General features: G+C 75.2%; 1 protein-coding gene. It reads left to right on the plus strand.

Annotated elements, in window-relative coordinates:
• The first annotated feature begins 322 nt into the window (after positions 1-322).
• On the plus strand, positions 323-22,066 hold the full coding sequence (locus ABZ898_RS17935) for a non-ribosomal peptide synthase/polyketide synthase (protein ID WP_361659536.1): 21,744 nt from the start codon (positions 323-325) through the stop codon (positions 22,064-22,066).
• The last annotated feature ends 40 nt before the right edge of the window (positions 22,067-22,106 follow it).

The raw sequence follows: 22,106 nt of genomic DNA on the forward strand, positions 1-22,106 counted from the left end.
GACAAGGATCTGCGGCCCATCTCCCTTACTCGAAAGCCCAGTTGGGGAGTGTGGCGGCACCCCTGAAGGCGACTTGGGTGAGCATAACCTCAGGCGCCTCGGCGCGGGCCGCCGAATCTCCAAGGGGGACTGTTGAGTTAGGCAAACCTCACCTTACTATGCGAGCGGTCGCGGCTCCGCTGAGCCGTTCCACACCTATGGGGAGGCACGGGCGCCTGTGTCGGACAACTCGCTTCGTTCTCACATACCTTCCTCGGTACCGGACCCCGCCCGGGAGGCGTACTGGCGGGGGAGGTTCGCCGCACCGGCCCCCGAGACCCCGCTGCCGCTCGACCGGCCCCACCCGAACCGCCCGGCCGCTTCGGCACCCCGCGACCGGCGCACGGCCCGACTCGTCACCGGCGCGGGGGAGGACACCCTCCTCGCCGCCTTCGTCGCCCTGCTGCACCGGTACGCGGCGGCACCTGTCACCGAGGTGACGGTCGCCCACGACGGGCTCCCGCTGCGGATCACCGTGGACGGCGGTACCCCCTTCGCCGAGCTGCGCGCACGCGTCGCCGCGGCACGGGCCGAGGCCGAGGAACACCGGCTCCCCACCGCCGCACTGCTCCGGCTGCTCGCCCCCGAACCCACCCGACGTGGCAGGGTGTTGTGCGCCACCGGGTTCGGGAGCGCCCCCTGGACCGACGGCGGCCCGCTGGACCTCGCGCTGTCCGTGGCCGACGGGACGGTGGTGGCCGACCACCGTGCCGACCTGTTCGGACCGGGCACCGCCGACCGCGCCCTCGGCCACTACCGCACCCTTCTCGGCGCCGCCGAGGCCCGCCCGGACACCGCCGTGGCCGACCTCGGACTCCTCACCGACGACGAGCGGCACCAGATCCTGACCGGCTGGAACGACACCGCGCACGACGTGCCCGCGAGCACCTGGCCGCGCATGTTCGCGGACCAGGTCGCCGCCCGCGCCGGGGAAACGGCGCTCATCCACGGGGAAGTCCGCCTCACCTACGCCGAACTCGACGCCCGGGCAGCGCGGTTGGCCCATGCCCTGGTCGCGCGGGGTGCCGGTCCCGAGCAGGTCGTCGCGCTGGCCGTACCCCGCTCGGCCGACATGATCGTGGCGCAGGTCGCCGTCCTCAAGGCGGGCGCCGCCTATCTGCCCGTCGACACCGACTACCCGGCCGACCGCATCGCCTACATGCTCGACGACGCCCGGCCGGTCTGCCTGGTCACCACCGCCGAGGTGCTGCCCGACCTGCCGCCCGGCACCGGCCCGCTCGTCCTCGACGCCCCGGACACCCTCGCCGAGCTGGCGGAACGCCCCACCCACGACCCGGCCGCGGCAGCCGGATTGACGCCCGCGCACGCCGCGTACGTCATCTACACCTCCGGCTCCACCGGCCGCCCCAAGGGTGTCGTGCTCTCGCACGCCGGTGTGGCGGGGCTCGTCGCCACCCAGCGCGAGCGGTTCGGGATCGGCCCGCACAGCCGGGTGCTCCAGTTCGCCTCGCCCAGCTTCGACGTGGCCTTCTGGGACCTGTGCCTCGGCCTGCTCTCCGGCGGCCGTCTCGTCGTCGTCCCCGCCGACCGCCGACTGCCGGGCGAGCCCCTCGCGGAGTACGCCCGCGAGCACGGCGTCACGTTCATGATCCTTCCGCCCGCCCTGCTCGCCGCGATGCCCGAGGACGTCCGGCTCCCGCCGGAGGCAACCCTGCTGGCGGGCACCGAACGCGTCTCCCCGGAACTGGTCGCCCGGTACGCGGGCAGCCGGATGATGTTCAACGCCTACGGCCCCACCGAGGCCACCACCAACTCCACGCTGGGCCGCTGCGATCCGCACACCCCGCCCGGGACCATCGTCCCCATCGGCGTCCCCGACCCCGGCACCCGCGCGTACGTCCTCGACGACCGGATGCGGCCCGTGCCCGCCGGGGTCACCGGCGAGCTGTACCTCGGCGGCGCCGGACTCGCGCGCGGATACCTCGGCCGGCCCGGACTGACCGCCGAACGCTTCGTCGCCGACCCCTTCGGCGCCCCCGGCGAACGGCTCTACCGCACCGGCGACCTCGTGCGGTGGAAGGCCGACGGACGACTGGAGTTCCACGGCCGCGCCGACAGCCAGGTCAAGATCCGCGGCTACCGGATCGAGCCCGGCGAGATCGAGTCCGTCCTGCGCTCCCACCCGGCCGTCGACCAGGCCGCGGTCGTCGTCCGAGAGGACCGGCCCGGCGAGCGCCGCCTCGCCGCCTACGTCGTCCCCGCCCTCGACGGCACCCCCGAAGGCGGCGTCGAGGACTGGAAGGACCTGCACGAACTGCTGTACTCGGCCGCGGGCGCCGACGACTTCGCGGAGAACTTCGCGGGCTGGAACAGCATGTACGACGGGCAGCCCATCCCGCTCGCCGACATGCGCGAGTGGCGCGAGGCGACCGTCGCCCGCATCCGGGAACTGCGGCCCCGGCGCGTGCTGGAGATCGGCGTCGGCAGCGGCCTGCTGCTGTCCCGGCTCGCCCCGGACTGTGAGGCGTACTGGGGCACCGACCTCTCCGAGGAGGCCGTGCGCGCGCTGACCGCCCAGGTGGCCGGGGTGCCCGAACTCGCCGACCGGGTGACTCTGTCGGCACGTCCCGCGCACGACCTCGCCGGGCTGCCGGAGGGGTACTTCGACACGGTCGTCGTCAACTCCGTCGTCCAGTACTTCCCCGGCGGCGACTACCTCACCGGAGTGCTCCGCGACGCCGCCGCCCTGCTCGCCCCCGGCGGCTCCCTGTTCGTGGGCGACGTGCGCAACCTGCGGCTGCTGCGCACCCTGAGCGCCGCCGTCGAGGGGCGGCGGGCCGGGGGCGACGACAAGGAGGCGCTGAGGGCCGCCGTCGACCGGGCCGTCGCCTGGGAGGGCGAACTCCTCGTCGACCCGGACTACTTTGCCTCCCTCGACGGCTTCACCGCCGACATCCGCGTCAAGCGCGGCACCCGCCACAACGAACTCACCCGCTACCGCTACGACGTGGTCCTGCGGCCGGGCACGCCCCCGGCGCACGACGAACCGCCCGCGACGCCCTGGCAGGCCCTCGGTTCAGCCGAGGCCCTCTCCGAAGCCCTCTCCGGCCTGCTCGCCGCCACCGACCGCCCCCTGCGCGTCACCGGCATCCCCAACTCCCGGCTCGCCGAAGACCTCGGCGCCCTCGCCGCCCTGGACGACAGCAGCAGGACCGCCACCGGCCCCCACGACATCGACCCCGAGACCCTGCACGGGATCGCCGCCCGGCACGGCCACCGCGCCGACCTCACCTGGGACGGCGACGCCGAGGACGGCGCACTGGACGCCCTGTTCACCCCCGAGGGCACCCCGCCCGCCCCGGCCCCGTACCGCCCCGGCACCGGCCGGCCCCTGACCAACCGCCCGGCGCCCTTCCGCAACGTCACCGCGCTCATGGCGGACCTGCGCGCCCACGCCGCGGGGGCCCTGCCCGACTACATGGTCCCCGCCGCCTTCGTCCCGCTGGACCGGCTGCCGGTCACCCCCAGCGGCAAGCTCGACGCCGCCGCGCTGCCCGTCCCCGACCGCACCCCCGTCGCCGGGGGACGCCCGCCCGCCACCGCCCGCGAACGGCTGCTGTGCGAGCTGTACGCCCGCGCGCTCGGTGTGCCCAGGGTCGGCGCCGACGACGACTTCTTCGTGCTCGGCGGCGACAGCATCGTGGCCGTCCGACTCCTCGTCCTCGCCCGCCGCGCCGGACTGGAACTGACCCCGCGCGACGTGTTCCGGCACCGCACGGCCGCCGCGCTGGCCACCGTGGCCCGCACCGGCACCACCGGGACGGACGGCGAGACGGTGCCCTGGGCGGTCCCGGCGCCCGAGGAGATCGCGGCCGACCTCACCGTGGACGAGGTCCTCCCGCTCGGCCCGCTCCAGGAGGGCTTCTTCTTCCACGCCCTGGTCGACGGCGCCGAACACGACGCCTACGTGGTGCAGCAGACGATCGAGCTGACCGGCCCGGTCGACGCCGCCCTCCTGCGCACCGCCGCCCAGCGGCTCCTGGACCGGCACGCCCCGCTGCGCGCCTGCTTCCGGCAGACCCCCGACGGGCGTCCCCTCCAGATCATCGCCTCCGGGCTCGCCCTGCCCTGGCACGAGACCGACCTGACCGCCGAGAGAGACCCCGCCGCCCGGCACGCCCGCGCCGACGCCGTCGCCGCCGCGGAGCGGGTGCGGCGCTTCGACCTGGCGCGGCCGCCCCTGGTGAGCTGCGCGCTGATCCGGCTCACGGACGAGAGCAGCCGACTTGTCCTGACGTTCCATCACATCGTGGCCGACGGCTGGTCCCTGCCCGTCCTCCACCGCGAACTGCTCGCCCTGTACGGCGAGAATCCCGAGCCGCTGCCCCAGGTCACCCCCTACCGCGCCTACCTCCGCCGGATCGCGGGCGCCGACCGCGAAGCCGACCGGGCGGCGTGGGCCGACGCGCTCGCCGGGATCGAGGAGCCCACCCTGCTGGTGCGCGCCCCGGCCACTTCCGGGGCCGTCGAACCGGCCCAGGTGAGACTGGAGTTGTCCGAGCGCACCACCGCCCGGCTCACCGCCCGCGCCCGGGAGCGCGGAGTCACCCCGGGCACCCTCGTCCAGGGGGCCTGGGGGCTGCTGCTCGGAAGGCTGACAGACCGTCAGGATGTCGTGTTCGGCACCACGGTCTCCGGCCGGGACGCCGCCGTGGACGGCATCGAGTCGATGATCGGCCTCTTCATCAACACCGTGCCGACCCGCCTGCGCTGGGCCCCCGCCGACACCCTGGGCGAGGTGCTGGACCGGCTCCAGGACGAGCAGAGCGCCCTCCTCGGCCACCAGCACCTCGGCCTCGCCGACATCCACCGCGCGGCCGGCCACGCGGACGGCGGCGAACTCTTCGACACCCTCGTGGTGTTCGAGAACTACCCCGGCGGCGAGGGGACATCGGGGATCACCGATGCGGCCGCGACGATCGCGGTGACCGGACACGCCTTCCACGACACCGTGCACTATCCGCTGGCCCTCGTGGTCAAGCCCGGCCGACGCCTCGACCTCCGCCTCAAGCACCACACCGGGCGCCTCGGCGCCGACGCCGTGCGCGCCCTCGCCGACCGGCTCGCCCTGCTCCTGCACGCCCTCGCCGAGGACCCCGGCACCCGCGTCGCCGACGTCGCCCTGCTGACCCCGCGCGAGCTGGCCCACGCCCACCCGGCGGGGGAGGCGCGCCCCGTCCCGGAGACCACGCTCGCCGCCGCCGTGGCCGCGCAGACCGCCCGTACCCCGGACGCCACCGCCGTCGTGGCCGAGGGCACCACGCTGACCTACGCCGAACTCGACGCCAGAGCCGAACGGTTGGCGGTCCGGCTGCGGGCACGGGGCATCGGCCGGGAGCGGTTCGTCGCCGTCGCCGTACCCCGGTCGGCCGAGCTGATGGTGGCGCTGCTGGCCGTCCTCAAGACGGGGGCCGCCTATGTGCCGCTCGACCTGGACCACCCCGCCGACCGGCTGGCGTACACCCTGGCCGACTCGGGCGCGACCACCGTCCTCACCACGGTCGCGGACGCCGGCCGGCTGCCCGCGGCCGACGGGCTCGACGTGCTCACCGTGGACGGCGGTGCCGAGGAGCCGCCGCCGGATCTCCCGGCAGGGGACCCCGCCCGGCCCGACGACCCCGCCTACCTGATCCACACCTCCGGCTCCACCGGCCGTCCCAAGGGTGTCGTCGTCACCCACCGCGCCATCGTCAACCGGCTGGCGTGGATGCAGGGCGAGTACGGGCTCACCGCCGACGACCGGGTGCTGCAGAAGACCCCGGCCGGGTTCGACGTGTCGGTGTGGGAGTTCTTCTGGGCACTGTGCGAGGGCGCCGCCGTCGTCCTCGCCGCACCGCACGGCCACCGCGACCCGGCCTACCTGGCCCGCCTGGTCGCGGCCGAAGGCGTCACGACCCTGCACTTCGTGCCCTCCATGCTGGAGGCGTTCCTCGCCTCCGAGGAGGTCACCGCCGACCCCGGCTGGGCAGCGGGGCTGCGCCGCGTGTTCAGCAGCGGCGAGGCACTGCCCACGGCCGCCGCCCGCCGCTGGCGCGAGCTGACCGGGGTCCCGCTGCACAATCTGTACGGCCCCACCGAGGCCGCCGTCGACGTCACCCACCACGCCGTCGACGACGCCCCCGGCACCGTCGTGCCCCTCGGCCGGCCCGTGTGGAACACCGGCCTGCGCGTCCTGGACTCCTGCCTGCGCCCCGTACCCGACGGCGTACCCGGCGAGCTGTACCTGACCGGCGTCCAGCTGGCCCGCGGCTACCACCGGCGCCCCGCGCCGACCGCCGACCGCTTCGTCGCCGACCCCTTCGGCCCGCCCGGCACCCGCATGTACCGCACCGGCGACCTGGTGAGCCGCCGCCCCGACGGCACCCTCGACTACCTCGGCCGCACCGACCGGCAGGTCAAGCTGCGCGGCAACCGCGTCGAACCCGGCGAGATCGAGGCCGCCCTGAACCGGCACCCGGCCGTCGCCCGGAGCGCGGTCGTCGTCCGCGACCACCGCCTCGTCGCCTACGCCGTCCCCGCGCCCGGCGCCACCCCTGACCCCGCCGGGCTGCGCGCCGCCCTCGCGGAGGCGCTCCCCGCACCGCTGGTCCCGGAGGCGTACGTCGTCCTCGACGACCTCCCGCTCACCCCCAGCGGCAAGCTCGACCAGGCCGCGCTGCCCGCCCCCGAGGCCGAACGCGCCCTGCGCCGCGAGCCCTCCGGACCGGTGGAGCGCACGCTGACGGAGATCTTCGCGGCCGTCCTCGGCATCCCCGACGTCGGCCCGGACGACGACTTTTTCCGGCTCGGCGGCGACAGCATCAGATCCATCGGCGTCGCCGCCCGCGCCCGCGCGGCCGGGCTGGAGGTCAGCCCGCGCGACGTCTTCACCCACCGCACCCCCGCCGCCCTGGCCCCGGTGACCCGCGACGCGAGCGTCACCCCCTCCGGCGCGCCCCCCGCCTTCACCCTCACCGACACCGAACACGCCCGCGTCCGCGCGGTGGCCGCCCCCGCCGAGGTCGCCGACGTGTGGCCGCTGGCCCCGCTCCAGGAGGGCCTGTTCTTCCACTCGGCGTACGACGCGGGCGCCCTCGACGTCTACACCGTCCACGAGACCTTCGACTTCGCCACCCCGCTCGACACCGGCCGCCTGCGCGCCGCCGTACGCACCCTCCTCGACCGCAACCCCGGCCTGCGCGCCGGCTTCACCAGCGACGGCCTAGACCGGCCGGTGCAGTTCATCGTCGCCGACCCGGAGATCCCGCTGGAGGAGGTCGACCTCTCCCGGCTCACGGCCACCGAACAGGGCTCCCGCATCGCGGAGTTGACCGAGGCGGAGCGGGCCCGCACGTTCGACCTGTCCCGGCCGCCGCTGTTCCGCATGCTCCTGCTGCGGCTGGGCGACGGGCGCGGCGACCGGCTCGTCATCGGCCGCCACCTGATCCTCTGGGACGGCTGGTCCGCCTGGCTCCTCCTGGACGAGCTGTTCGGGCTCTACGAGACCGCGGGCGACCCCGGCGCGCTCGCCCCGCCCGGCAGTTACCGCGACTACCTCACCTGGCTCGCCGCCCAGGACGACACCGAGGCCACCGCTGCCTGGCGCACCGCGCTCGCCGGACTCGACGAGCCCACCCTCCTCGCCCCGGCCGCCCCCGACGGCCTCGCCCCCGTCGTCCCCGACCAGCTCGACACCCGGCTCAGCGCCGAACTGGGCGAGCGGCTGCGGGAGACCGGACGCGCCCACGGCCTCACCCTGAACACCCTCCTCAACGTGGCCTGGGGACTCACCCTCGCCACCGCGACCGGCCGCGCCGACGTCGTCTTCGGCACCACCGTCGCCGGACGGCCCAGCGAGGTCCCGCACGTCGGCGACATCATCGGCCTCTTCCTCAACACCGTCCCCACCCGCATCGTCCTCGACCCCGCCGAGCCGGTCCTCGCCCTGCTCCACCGCGTCCAGGACGAACGCCTCGACCTCATGCCCCACGAACACCTCGGCCTCGGCGTGCTCCAGGCCGAGACCGGGCACCGCAAGCTGTTCGACACGCTGTTCGTGCTGCGCGACAACGACACCGAGGAACGCCTCGACGCCCTCCGCACCCGGCACGGCGCCACCGCCGTCGCCAACGTGGACGCCACCCACTACCCGGCCAACCTCGTCGTCACCCCCGGCCGCCGCATCACCGTCACCCTCACCCACCGGCCCGACCTCGTCCCCGCCGACCGGGCCCGCGCCCTGCTCGACCGGTTCACCCTGCTCCTGGACCGGCTCACCACCGACCTCGACGCCCCGGTCGGCTCCCTCGACCCGCTGCTGCCCGCCGAGCACACCGCCCTGCGCCGCGCACAGGAGGCGAGCCAGGTCCCCGAGCCCGGGGACACCATCGCCGACCTCCTCGCCGCCCAGGCCGCCCGCACCCCCGACGCCCGCGCCCTGGTGTGCGGCGAGCGGACGCTGACGTTCGTCCAACTCGACGCCGCCGTCAACCAGATGGCCCGGCTGCTGATCGAGCGCGGCGCGGGCCCGGAGAGGATCGTCGCCCTCGGCCTGCCCCGCTCCCTGGACACGGTCGTCGCCCTCTTCGCCGTGCTGCGCACCGGCGCCGCCTACCTCCCCCTGGAGCTCGACCACCCCGCCGACCGGCTGTCCGGGATGCTTGCCGACGCCCGCCCGCTGCTCCTGCTCACCACCCGAGCCGTCTCCGCCACCCTCGACGCCGACACACCCCGAGTGCTGCTCGACGACCCCGGCACGCGCGCCGACCTGGCCGCCCGCCCCGACACCCCCGTACGGCGCCGCTTCGGCCTCGGACATCCCGCGTACGTCATCTACACCTCCGGCTCCACCGGCCGCCCCAAGGGTGTCGTCACGCCCTACCGGGGCCTGACCAACATGCAGCTCAACCACCAGAAGGAGATCTTCGACCCGGCCGTCGCCTCGGCGGGCGGACGGCGGCTGCGTATCGCGCACACCGTGTCCTTCGCCTTCGACATGTCCTGGGAAGAGCTGCTCTGGCTGGTCGAGGGCCACGAAGTGCACGTCTGCGACGAGGAGTTGCGCCGCGACGCCGAGGCCCTGGTCGCCTACTGCGAACGGCACCGGGTCGACGTCGTCAACGTCACCCCCACCTACGCCCGCCTCCTGATCGAACAGGGACTCCTCGAAGGCCACGTGCCCCCACTGGTGCTGCTCGGCGGCGAGGCCGTCCCCGAGACGGTGTGGACGGCCCTGCGGGACACCGGCGGGACGTACGGCTACAACCTGTACGGGCCCACCGAGTACACCATCAACACCCTCGGCGGCGGCACCCTCGACAGTGCCACGCCGACCGTGGGCCGCCCCATCCGGGGCACCCGCGCCCACATCCTCGACACCTGGCTGCGCCCCGTGCCCGACGGCGTCCCCGGCGAGCTGTACATCGCCGGGATCGGCCTGGCCCGCGGCTATCTCGACCGGCCCGCGCTGAGCGCCGAACGCTTCGTCGCCGACCCCTTCGGCGCGCCCGGCGAGCGCATGTACCGCACCGGCGACCTCGTGCGCCGTAACCCCGACGGCAACCTCGACTTCCTCGGCCGCACCGACGACCAGGTCAAGATCCGCGGCCACCGCGTCGAACCCGGCGAGATCGAGGCCGCCCTCAGCCGCCACCCCCGCGTCGCCCAGGCGGCCGTCGTTGTCCGCGACGAACGCCTCGTCGGCTACGTCGTGCCCGCCCCCGAAGGCAGCGCCGACCGCACCGCCGCCGAGGCCGCGCAGGTGGGGGAGTGGCAGGAGATCTACTCCGACGAGTACGAGGAGATCGGCACCGCCGTCTTCACCGAGGAGTACGCCGGCTGGGACAGCTCCTACGACGGCCGGCCCATCCCCTTCGAGGAGATGCGTGAGTGGCGCGAGGCCACCCTCGCCCGCATCCGCTCGCTCCACCCGCGCCGCGTCCTGGAGATCGGCGTCGGCTCCGGCCTGCTCCTCTCCCGGCTCGCCCCGGAGGCCGAGGCGTACTGGGCGACCGACTTCGCCGCCCCCGTCATCCGCAAGATCGGCCAGGAGCTGCGGCGGGACCCTGAGTTGGCGGCGAAGGTCGAACTCCGCTGCCAGCCCGCCGAGGACCTGACCGGGCTGCCGGCCGGCTACTTCGACACCGTCGTCATCAACTCCGTCGTCCAGTACTTCCCCAGCGTCGAGCACCTATCCACCGTCCTGCGCGGCGCCCTGGACCTGCTCGCGCCCGGCGGCGCCCTCTTCGTCGGCGACGTACGCAACCTGCGGCACGCCCGTGTCCTCCACACCGAGATCCAGCGCGCCCGGGGCACCGCCGACGCCGACCTGGAACGCGCGGTGGAGCGCGGGCTGCGGCTGGAGAAGGAACTCCTCGTCGACCCCGACTACTTCACCACCCTCGGGGTCGGCGTCGACCTGCGCACCAAGCGCGGCCGCCACCACAACGAACTCACCCGGCACCGCTACGACGTCGTCCTCCACACCGGTCGCCCCGACGTGGACCTCGCGGACCTGCCGACCGTCGGCTGGAACACCGCCCACGCCGTCGGCGGCCTCGTGCGCGGCGACCGCAGGACCGAGGACATCGGCGAGCTGGTCGCCGGCATCCTGGCGACCACCGGGCGCTTCGGCGACCGCCCGCGCGGCACCCGTCCCGAGGGCCTGCGCGTGACCGGCGTCCCCGACGGGCGGACCGTCGAGGGCGGTGTCGATCCCGAGGAACTGCGGCTGCTCGCCGAGGAGTCCGGGCAGCGGCTGCTGACCACCTGGTCGGCGGCCACCGGCACCTACGACGCTGTGTTCCTCACCGCCGAACCCCGCCTCACCGGCGGCCTGTTCCGCCCCGGCGGCGGCACCCCGCCCTACGCCAACGATCCCACCGCCGCCCGCGAGAGAAGCGCCCTGGTGCGCGCACTGCGCGAGGAACTGGGCCGCGAACTGCCCGACTACATGGTCCCGGCAGCCTTCGTCACCGTCGCCACCCTGCCGATGAACGCCAACGGCAAGCTCGACGTGCGCGCCCTGCCCGACGCCGAACCCACCGTCGCCCTCGGCGGCGGACGCGGGCCGCGCACCCGGCGCGAGGAAGTCCTGTGCCGCCTCTTCGCCGAGGTGCTCGGGCTGCCCGAGGCCGGGGCGGAGGACAACTTCTTCGACCTCGGCGGCCACTCACTGCTCGCCACCCGGCTGATCAGCCGCGCCCGCACCGAACTGAGCACCGAACTCGCCATCCGCGACCTGTTCGAGGCGCCCACCCCGGCCCTGCTCGCGATCCGCGCCGACAACGGCAAACCCGCCCGCCCCCGGCTCACCCCGGCCGCGGAGCGCCCCGAACGCGTCCCGCTCTCGGCCGCCCAGCGCCGGCTGTGGCTGGTCGACCGCCTCTCCGGACCGGCCGGGGCAGTGGCGTACAACTTCCCGCTCGTCCTGCGGCTGCGCGGCCCGCTGGACCTGCCCGCGCTGCGCGCGGCCCTCGGCGACGTCGCCGCCCGGCACGAGTCGCTGCGCACCCTCGTCGGCGAACACCAGGGCGAGCCGTACCAGCGCGTCCTCCCGGCCGAGGAGGCCGAGGTGCCGTGCGCGGTGGCCGACGCCACGGAGGACGGGCTGCCCGCGCTGATCGAGGCCGCCCAGCGCCGCCCGTTCGACCTGGCCGGCGAACTCCCCCTGCGCGCCCAAGTGTTCCGCCTCGGTCCCGAGGACCATGTCGTCGCGCTCGTGCTGCACCACATCACCACCGACGAGTGGTCCGACCGCCCCTTCCTGGCCGACCTGGACACCGCGTACGCGGCCCGCGCGGCCGGGGACACCCCGCACCGGGCGCCGCTGCCCGTCCAGTACGCCGACCACACCCTCTGGCAGGAACAGCTCCTCGGGCAGCTCGGGGAACAACAACTGGACTACTGGACGCGGACATTGAGCGGGCTGCCCGAGGAACTCCCGCTGCCGCTGGACCGAGCGCGTCCCGCCGGGCCCACCGGGCGCGGAGCGATCGTGCGCCGGACCGTGCCCGAGCGGACCGGGCGGGCGCTGCGCGAGCTGTCCGCCGCCACCGGGACCAGCATGTTCATGCTGCTCCAGGCCGCCACCGCGGCTCTGCTGCACCGGCTCGGCGCGGGCGACGACATCCCGCTCGGCGCCCCCGTCGCGGGCCGCACCGACAGCGCGCTGGACGACCTGGTCGGCTTCTTCGTCAACACCCTCGTCCTGCGCGCCGACCTCACCGGCGACCCCACCTTCACCGAACTCCTCGGCCGCGTCAGGGAATCGTCGCTCGCGGCCTTCGAGCACCAGGACATGCCCTTCGACCGGATCGTGGAAGCGCTCAACCCGCCGCGCGTGGCCGGACGCAACCTGCTCTTCCAGGTCATGGTGGGCTACCACCACCGCCCCGACGGCGACCCCGCCACCCTGCTCGGCCTGTCCGCCGAGTGGTACGACATGGACACCGGCGCCGCCAAGTTCGACCTGCACTTCACCTTCGTCGACGAAGCCGACGGCATCACCCTGCTGCTGGAGTACGCGACCGACCTGTTCGACCCCGCCACCGTCGGGCACCTCGCGGAACGGATGCTGCGCCTGCTGGAACAGGCGGCCACGGAACCATCGAGGCCCGTTCGGGACCTGGAACTCCTCGACGACGCCGAGCGGACGCGCGTCCTCACCGGCTGGAACGACACGGCCCTCCCGGTTCCCGGCACCACCCTGCCGGAGCTGTTCCGTGCCCAGGCCGCCCGCACCCCCGACGCCACCGCGCTCGTCTTCGAGGGCGAGCGGCTGACGTACGGCGAGCTGGACGCCCGCGTGGAGCACACGGCCCGCGTGCTCGCCGGTCAGGGCGCGGGGCCCGGCAAGACCGTCGCCGTCGCCCTGCCACGCTCGGTGGACCTCGTCGTCGCGCTGCTCGCCACGCACCGCGCCGGAGCCGCCTTCCTCCCCCTGGACCCCGACCACCCGGCGGACCGCCTCGCCCTCATGGTCGAGGACGCCCGCCCGGTGTCCGTGATCCGCGGCGCCCTGCCGACGGGGGCCGAGGCCGACGTGCCCACCGCGTACGACCCGCGGAACCCGGCCTATGTCATCTACACCTCCGGTTCCACGGGCCGTCCCAAGGGGGTGGTGGTTCCGCAGGCGGGGATCGTGAACCGGCTGCTGTGGATGCAGGACGCGTACGGGCTGACCGCCGAGGACCGGGTGCTGCAGAAGACGCCGTCGAGCTTCGACGTGTCGGTGTGGGAGTTCTTCTGGCCGCTCGTGACCGGCGCCACCCTGGTCGTCGCCCGTCCCGATGGGCACCGCGACCCCGCCTACCTCGCCCGGCTGATCCGCGAACAGGGCGTCACCACCGTCCACTTCGTGCCGTCCATGCTGCGGCTGTTCCTGGAGGAACCGTCCGCCGCCGCGTGCACCGGGCTGCGCCGGGTGATGTGCAGCGGCGAGGCCCTGCCCGTCCCGCTCACCCGCCGCTTCCACGAGACGCTGAACGCCGCGCTGTACAACCTCTACGGCCCCACCGAGGCGTCCGTCGACGTCACGGCGGCCGAGATCGGCCCCGGCGCGACCGCCGTCCCGATCGGACGCCCGGTGTGGAACACCCGCGCCTACGTCCTCGACGCCGGACTGCGACCCGTCCCGCCCGGCGTGGCGGGGGAACTGTACCTGGCGGGAGTCCAGTTGGCGCACGGCTACCTGGACCGGCCGGCGCTCACCGCCGAGCGGTTCACCGCGGACCCCTTCGGCGAGGCCGGCACCCGGATGTACCGCACCGGAGACCTGGCCCGCTGGACGGCGGACGGCGCGCTGGAATACCGGGGCCGCACCGACGACCAGGTCAAGGTGCGTGGCTTCCGGGTCGAGCCCGGCGAGATCGAGGCCGTCCTCACCGGCCACCCGTCCGTCACCGGGTCGGCGGTCGTGGTCCGGGACCAGGCGCTCGTCGCCTACGTGGTCCCGTCGGCCGGGACACCGGACCCGGCCGTGCTGCGCGCCCACGCCTCGGCCACCCTCCCGGCCCACATGGTCCCGGCCGTGTACGTCACGCTCGACGCGCTGCCCCTCACCCCCAGCGGCAAGCTCGACCGCCGCGCCCTGCCCGACCCCGACCTCACCACCGGGATCACCGGCACCGCGCCGCGCACCCCGCGCGAGGAGATCCTCTGCGCCCTCTTCGCCGACGTGCTGGGCCTGGACCGGGTCGGGGTCCACGACGACCTCTTCGCCCTCGGCGGCCACTCGCTGGCCGCGATGCGCCTGGTCAGCCGGGTCCGCGCCGTCCTCGGCGCCGAGGTCCCGCTGCGCACGGTCTTCGACGCCCCGACCCCGGCCCGGCTCGCCGCCCGCCTCGACACGGCCCGTACCGCGGACCGGCCCGCCCTCCGTGGCGGACGCCCGCACCCGGAACGGCTGCCGCTGTCCCCGGCCCAGCGGCGGCTCTGGCTGCTGCACCAGGTCGACGGCCCCGACCCCGCCTACAACATCCCGGCCCTGTGGCGGCTCACCGGCACCCTCGACCGGGACGCCCTCCAGGCCGCCCTGAACGACGTGGCCGCACGGCACGCCCCGCTGCGCACCCTGTTCCCGGCCGAGGACGGCGTGCCGTACCAGCGCGTCCTGCGACCGGACGAGGTCCACGTCCCGCTGCTCGTCGGCGGCGACCCGGCCGCCGAGGCCGCCCACCCCTTCGACCTGGCGGCCGAACTCCCACTGCGAGCAGTGCTGTTCGAGCAAGGGCAGGAGGAACACCTGCTGCTCCTCCTGCTCCACCACATCGCCACCGATGAGTGGTCCGAGCGCCCGCTGCTCACCGACCTCGGCACCGCCTACGCGGCCCGGACCGAGGGCGGCGCGCCCGACTGGGCCCCGCTGCCGACGAGTTACGCCGACTACACCCTGTGGCAGCACGAGCTGACAGCGGCCGCCGAGACCGGCCTGCTGGCCCACTGGACGGAGGCGCTCGCCGGAATCCCGGCCGAGCTGAACCTGCCCGCCGACCGCCCCCGCCCGGCCGAGTCCGGCGGCCGGGGCGGCACCGTCGGCTTCACCGTGCCGCCCCGGCTGGAGCACGCCCTGCGCGCCCTCGCCCGCGACCACGGCGTCAGCGTGTTCATGGTGGCCCAGGCCGCCGTGGCCGCACTGCTGCACCGGCTCGGCGCGGGCGACGACATCCCGCTCGGCACCCCGGTGTCCGGCCGCGCCGACGAGTCACTGGAGGACCTGGTCGGGTTCTTCGTCAACTCCCTGGTCCTGCGCACCGACCTGTCCGGTGACCCGACCTTCGCCGGACTGCTCGCCCGCGTGCGGGAGACCGGCCTCGCCGCCTACGAACACCAGGACCTGCCCTTCGAACGGCTGGTGGAGGCGTTGAACCCCGAACGCTCCCTGGCCCGGCACCCGTTGTTCCAGGTGATGGTCGTCCACCTCACCGGCCGGACCGAGGCGCCCCGCATGCCCGGCCTCACCGTCCGGCGCGAATCCGTCGGCCAGGACAGCGCCAAGTTCGACCTCAGCTTCGACTTCGTCGAGCAGGGCGAGGGCGAGGGAATCCAGGGCTGGATCGAGTACAGCGCCGACCTGTTCGACGAACCGACCGCCCTCCTGCTCGCCCGCCGGCTGGAGTCCGTCCTCGAACAGGCCGCCGCCGACCCGGACCGCCGCGTCGGCACGCTCGACGTCCTGCGCGACGACGAACGCGCACGGGTCCTCACCGGCTGGAACGACACCGGCCGGCCGCTCCCCGAGGCCACCCTGCCCGAGCTGTTCCGCGCTCAGTCAGCCCGTACCCCCGACGCCACCGCCCTCGTCTTCGGGGAAACCACCCTCACCTATGCCGAACTCGACCGGCGGGTGGACCGGGCCGCCCGCACCCTGGCCGCGCACGGCGCCGGGGCCGAGACCACCGTGGCCGTCGCGCTGCCGCGCTCCGTGGCCCTGGTCGTCACCCTGCTCGCCGTCCACCGCGCGGGCGCCGCCTACCTGCCGCTCGACCCCGCCGACCCCGCCGACCGGCTCGCCCGCATGCTGGCCGACGCCGCCCCGGCCTGCCTCGTCACCACCGAGGACACCGGCCTCCCCGACACCGGAACACCCCGGCTGCACGTGGACGCCGACGGCACGCCCGACCACCCGGCCGACGCCCCGCTGCCCACCGCGTACGACCCGCGGAACCCCGCGTACGTCATCTACACCTCCGGTTCCACGGGCCGTCCCAAGGGGGTGGTGGTTCCGCAGGCGGGGATCGTGAACCGGCTGCTGTGGATGCAGGACGCGTACGGGCTGACCGCCGAGGACCGGGTGCTGCAGAAGACGCCGTCGAGCTTCGACGTGTCGGTGTGGGAGTTCTTCTGGCCGCTCGTGACCGGCGCCACCCTGGTCGTCGCCCGTCCCGATGGGCACCGCGACCCCGCCTACCTCGCCCGGCTGATCCGCGAACAGGGCGTCACCACCGTCCACTTCGTGCCGTCCATGCTGCGGCTGTTCCTGGAGGAACCGTCCGCCGCCGCGTGCACCGGAGTGCGCCAGGTGATGTCCAGCGGCGAGGCCCTGCCCGCCCCGCTCGCCGCCCGGTTCCACCGCGTGCTCCCCGGCAGCCGCCTGCACAACCTGTACGGGCCCACCGAGGCGTCCGTCGACGTCACCGCCCACGAGGTCCCGGCCGAGCCGGCCACCGTGCCCATCGGCCGCCCGGTGTGGAACACCCGCGCCTACGTCCTGGACGCCGGGCTCAACCCCGTGCCCCCCGGCGTGGCCGGGGAACTGTACCTGGCAGGGGCCCAGTTGGCGCGCGGCTACCTCGGCCGGCCGGACCTGACCGCCGAGCGGTTCACGGCCGACCCCCATGCCGCCGAGCCCGGCGCCCGGATGTACCGCACCGGCGACCTCGCCCGCTGGACCCCGGCCGGTGAGCTGGAGCACCTCGGCCGGGTCGACGACCAGGTGAAGCTGCGCGGCTTCCGGGTCGAGCCCGGCGAGATCGAGGCCGTGCTCACCGCACACCCGGACGTCGCCCAGGCCGTCGTCGTCCTGCGCGAGGAGCGGCTCGTCGCCTACGTCGTCCCGGCCGGGGGCGCCCGCCCCGAGCCCGCCGGGCTGCGCGCGCACACCGCCGCGGCGCTGCCCGGTCACATGGTCCCGGCCGCCGTCGTCCCGCTCGACCGGCTCCCGCTCACCCCCAGCGGCAAGCTCGACCGCCGCGCCCTGCCCGCGCCGGACTTCGCCGCCGAGGTCACCGGCACCCGGCCGCGCACCGGACGGGAGGAGACGCTGTGCGCCCTCGTCGCGGAGGTCCTCGGTCTCGACCGCGTGGGCGTCGAGGACGACTTCTTCGCCCTCGGCGGGGACAGCATCGTCGCCATGCGGCTCGTCGCCCGGGCCCGCGCCGCCGGGCTGGCGTTCAGCCCGCGCGACGTGTTCCGGCACAAGACGGCCGCCCGGCTCGCCGCGGTCGCCACCGAGGCCGCCGGACAACGGCCGCAGGACACCCCGCTGCTGCCCGGCCTCACCGACACCGAGCGCGCCGAACTCGCCGCCCTGCCGACCGGCACCGAGGTCCTCCCCGTCTCCCCGCTCCAGGCCGGCCTGCTCTTCCACGCCGCCCTCGACTCCGGCGACGACGGGCCGGACGTGTACACCGTCCAGGTCACCTACGACCTCGACGGCCCCCTCGACGCCGCCCGGCTGCGCGCCGCCGCGCAGGGCGTGCTCGACGCCCACGAGAACCTCCGCAGCGGCTTCCGGTACCTGTCCTCCGGCCGCCCCGTCGCCGTCGTCCCGCGTACCGCCGTACTGCCCTGGCGGCAGCTCGACCTCACCGACGCGCCCGACGGCGAATGGGAGCGGCTCCTCGGGCAGGAGCGGCGCGGGTTCGACCCCGGACAGCCGCCGCTGCTGCGGATACTGCTGGCCCGGACCGGTCCCGGGCGGCACCGGCTCGTGCTGTCCCACCAGCACCTGCTGCTGGACGGCTGGTCGCTGCCGCTGCTCGCCGCCGAACTGTGGGCACGCCACGAGGGCCGCACCCCGGCCCCGCCCGCCCCCTACCGGGAGCACCTGCGGCTGCTGGCCGCCCAGTACCCGGCGGCCTCCGCCGCCGCGTGGGCCGACGCCCTCGCCGGGCTCGCCGAACCCACCCGGCTGGCACCCGCCGACCCCGACCGGACCGCTCTCGTCCCGCACACGCACACCGTCGAGCTGGACGCCGACCGCACGGCCGAGCTGGAGGCGTTCGCCCGGAGCCGGGGCGTCACCCTCAACACCCTCGTGCAGGCCGCCTGGGGCGTCCTGCTGGGCCGGCTCACCGGCCGTGACGACGTGGTGTTCGGAGCCACCGTCGCCGGACGCTCCCCCGAACTCGCCGGGTCCGAGACGATGATCGGCCTCTTCATCAACACCGTGCCCGTACGGGTCCGGCTCCGGGCCGGGGAGAGCACGGCCGCCCTGCTGGAGCGGCTCCAGGACGAGCAGTCCCGGCTCATCCGCCACCAGCACCTCGGCCTCGCCGACATCCAGCGGGCCACCGGACTCGGTGAACTCTTCGACACCCTGGTCGTGTTCGAGTCGTACCCCGTGGCCGACGACACCCCGGACGGCGCGGCGCTCCGCGCGACCGTCCGCGACCACCGGGACTCCACCCACTACCCGTTCGCCTGGGCGATCGAGCCCGCCGAACGGCTGCGCCTGACCGCCGAGTTCCGCCCCGACCTCTTCGACGCGGCCACCGTGCGCCGCGTCACCGACGCCCTGGCCCGCGTCCTCACCGGCATGGCGGCCGCCCCGGACGGCCCCGTCGGCAGGCTCGACCTCCTCGGGCCACGCGACCGGCACACCGTGCTGGAGCGGTGGAACGACAACGCCCTGCCCGCCGCCGAACGCCTCGGCACGGTCCCGGAGCTGTTCGCCGCCCAGGTCGCCGCCGACCCGGACGCGGTCGCCGTCACCGACGGCCGCACCACCTGGACCTTCGCCGAACTCGACGCCCGTACCACCACGTTGGCGCGCGTCCTCGCCGGACACGGCGCCGGACCCGAGCGCGTCGTCGCCCTCGCCCTGCCCCGCACCGCCGAGCACATCGCCGCCATCCTGGCCGTACTGAAGTCGGGCGCCGCCTACCTGCCCCTCGACCCGGACCTGCCCGAGGCCCGGCTGACCGGCATGCTGGCCGACACGCGCCCGGTCCTCGTCCTCACCACCGAGGACACCGCCCTGCCCGCCACCGACATCCCTGTCCTGCTCCTGGACACCCCGGCGGACGGCCTCCCGCAGGCCGAGCCCACCGCCCCCGCCCCCGACCATCCCGCCTACGTCATCCACACCTCCGGCTCCACCGGCCGCCCCAAGGGCGTCGTCGTCACCCAGCGCGGTCTCGCCAACCTCTTCCACAGCCACCGCCACGACCTGCACGCGGCAGCCCGCCGCGGCACCGGACGCGACCGGCTGCGTGTCGGCCACGCCTGGTCGTTCTCCTTCGACGCCTCCTGGCAGCCGCAGCTCTGGCTCCTGGACGGCCACGCCCTGCACATCGCCGACGACGAGACCCGCCGCGACCCCGAACTCCTCGCCGCCTTCATCCGCGACCACGGCATCGACTTCATCGAGGTGACCCCCTCCCTGCTCGCCCGCATGGCCGACAGCGGCCTGATCGGCCCCGACGGCGACTGCCCGCTCGCCCTCGTCGGCTTCGGCGGCGAGGCGGTGCCCGAGTCGCTGTGGACCCGGCTCGCCGCGCTGCCGCACACCGAGGCGGTCAACCTGTACGGCCCCACCGAGGCCACCGTCGACGCGCTCGTCGGCCACGTCCGCGACAGCGCACGCCCGGTCGTCGGACGCCCCGTCCACCACTCCCGCGCCTACGTCCTCGACACCGCCCTGCGCCCGGTCCCGCCCGGCGTCACCGGCGAGCTGTACCTGTCCGGACCCGGCCTCGCCCGCGGCTACCTCGGCCGCCCGGAACTCACCGCCGAACGCTTCACCGCCGACCCCTTCGGCGCACCCGGCACCCGCATGTACCGCACCGGCGACCTGGCCCGCTGGACCGAGGACGGCCTGCTGGAGTTCGCAGGCCGCTCCGACGACCAGGTCAAGATCCGCGGCTACCGCGTCGAACTCGCCGAGATCGAGGCCGCGCTGGACACCCACCCGGCCGTCGCGCAGTCGGTCGTCGTGGCCCGCGAACCCCGCCCCGGTATACGGCAGTTGATCGCCTACGCCGTCCTGCGGGACGGCACGCCGGCGGACCCCGCCGGGCTGCGCGCCCACACCGCCGCCACGCTGCCCGACTACATGGTCCCGGCCGCCGTCATGGTCCTGGACCGGTTGCCGTCGCTGTCCAACGGCAAGCTCGACCGGGCCGCCCTGCCCGCGCCGGTCTTCACCAGGGGCGGACGCGCCCCGCGGAACGACACCGAGCGCACCCTGCGCGACCTGTTCGCCGAGACGCTCGCCCTGCCCGCCGAGGGCGTCGGCGCGGACGACGACTTCTTCGCCCTCGGCGGGGACAGCATCATCGCCATGCAGCTCGTGGCCCGCGCCCGGAGCGGCGGAGTGCGGATCACCCCGCGCCAGGTCTTCCGGCACCGCACCGTCGCCGCCCTGGCCGCCGTGGCCGTCCCCCTCGACCCCGGTCAGCGGCACCTCACCCACGACGACGGGACCGGCACGGTCCCGCTCACCCCGATCATGCGGGCCCTGGTGGAACGCGGCGGCCCCATCGCCGCCTACCACCAGGCCGCTCTGCTCCGCACCCCCGCCGACCTCACCGAACCCGGCCTGCACGCCGTACTGGACGCGCTGGCCCGGCGCCACGACATGCTCCGCGCCCGGCTCGTCCGCACGCCGGGCCCCGCGCTCCAGGTGCCGCCCGCCACCGACACCCGCCCCTGGCTCACCCGCGCCGACGTGCGGGGCGCGGACGAGGCCGGGCTGCGGGCCGCCGTCGCCCGGCACGCAGCGACGGCCCGCGACGGCCTCGACCCCGAGAGCGGCGCGATGGTCCGGGCCGTCTGGTTCGACGCCGGGCCCGGTCACCCCGGGCGGCTGCTGCTCCTCGTCCACCACCTCGTCGTCGACGGCGTCTCCTGGCGCGCCCTGCTGCCCGACCTCGCCGACGCCTGGGCCGCCGTACGGGACGGCCGGGTGCCCGGACCCGCCCCGGTGGAGATGTCGTTCGCGCGCTGGGCCCGGCTGCTGGAACGCCGTGCCGCCGACCCCGCCACCGAGGACGAACTGCCCTGGTGGACCGCGACCCTGGCCGGGGGCGCGGGGCTGCCCTCGGTCCGCCCGCTGGACCCCGCCCGTGACACCGTCGCCACCACCCGGTACCTCTCCCTGACCCTGCCGGCCGAGATCACCGAGCCCCTGATCGGCCGGGCGCCGGCCGCGTTCGGAGCCGGTGTCAACGACGTGCTGCTCACCGCGTTCGCCCTCGCTGTGGGCGACTGGCGGGCCCGCGTCCTGGGTGCCGACCGCCCCGGCGGGCCGGTGCTGGTCGACCTGGAGGGGCACGGCCGCGAGGAGGAGATCGCCGGGGACGCCGATCTCTCCCGCACCGTCGGCTGGTTCACCAGCGTCGTACCGGTCCGGCTCGACCCCGGCCCGGACACCCCCACCGACGGACCGGAACTGGACGCCGCCCTGGCCCGCGTCCGGGAGCACCTCGCCGCCCTCCCCGCGGCCGGGATCGGCCACGGCCTGCTGCGCCGCGTCAACCCCGAGACCGCGACCCGCCTGGCCGGGCTCGAAGACCCGCAGATCGAGTTCAACTACATGGGCCGTTTCGACCGCCCCGAGGCCGCCGACTGGTCCTACGCGGCCGAGGAGTCCGCCGCCGACCTCGACGCCGACCCCGGCATGCCGATGTCCCACGCCCTGACCCTCAACGCCCTCACCGAGGACCGCCCGGAAGGGCCCGAACTGACCGCCCACTGGGCCTACGCGGCCGGAATCCTCACCGAGGACCAGGTCCGGGACCTGGCCCACACCTGGTTCCGGACGCTCGCGGCGCTGGTGCGCCGAGCCGCCGAGCACCGCCCCTGATCCGTCCCGTCCCACCCCGTCCCGACCGGAAGGCAAGGAG

The sequence above is a fragment of the Streptomyces sp. NPDC046860 genome (genome assembly GCF_040645115.1).
Taxonomy (GTDB): domain Bacteria; phylum Actinomycetota; class Actinomycetes; order Streptomycetales; family Streptomycetaceae; genus Streptomyces.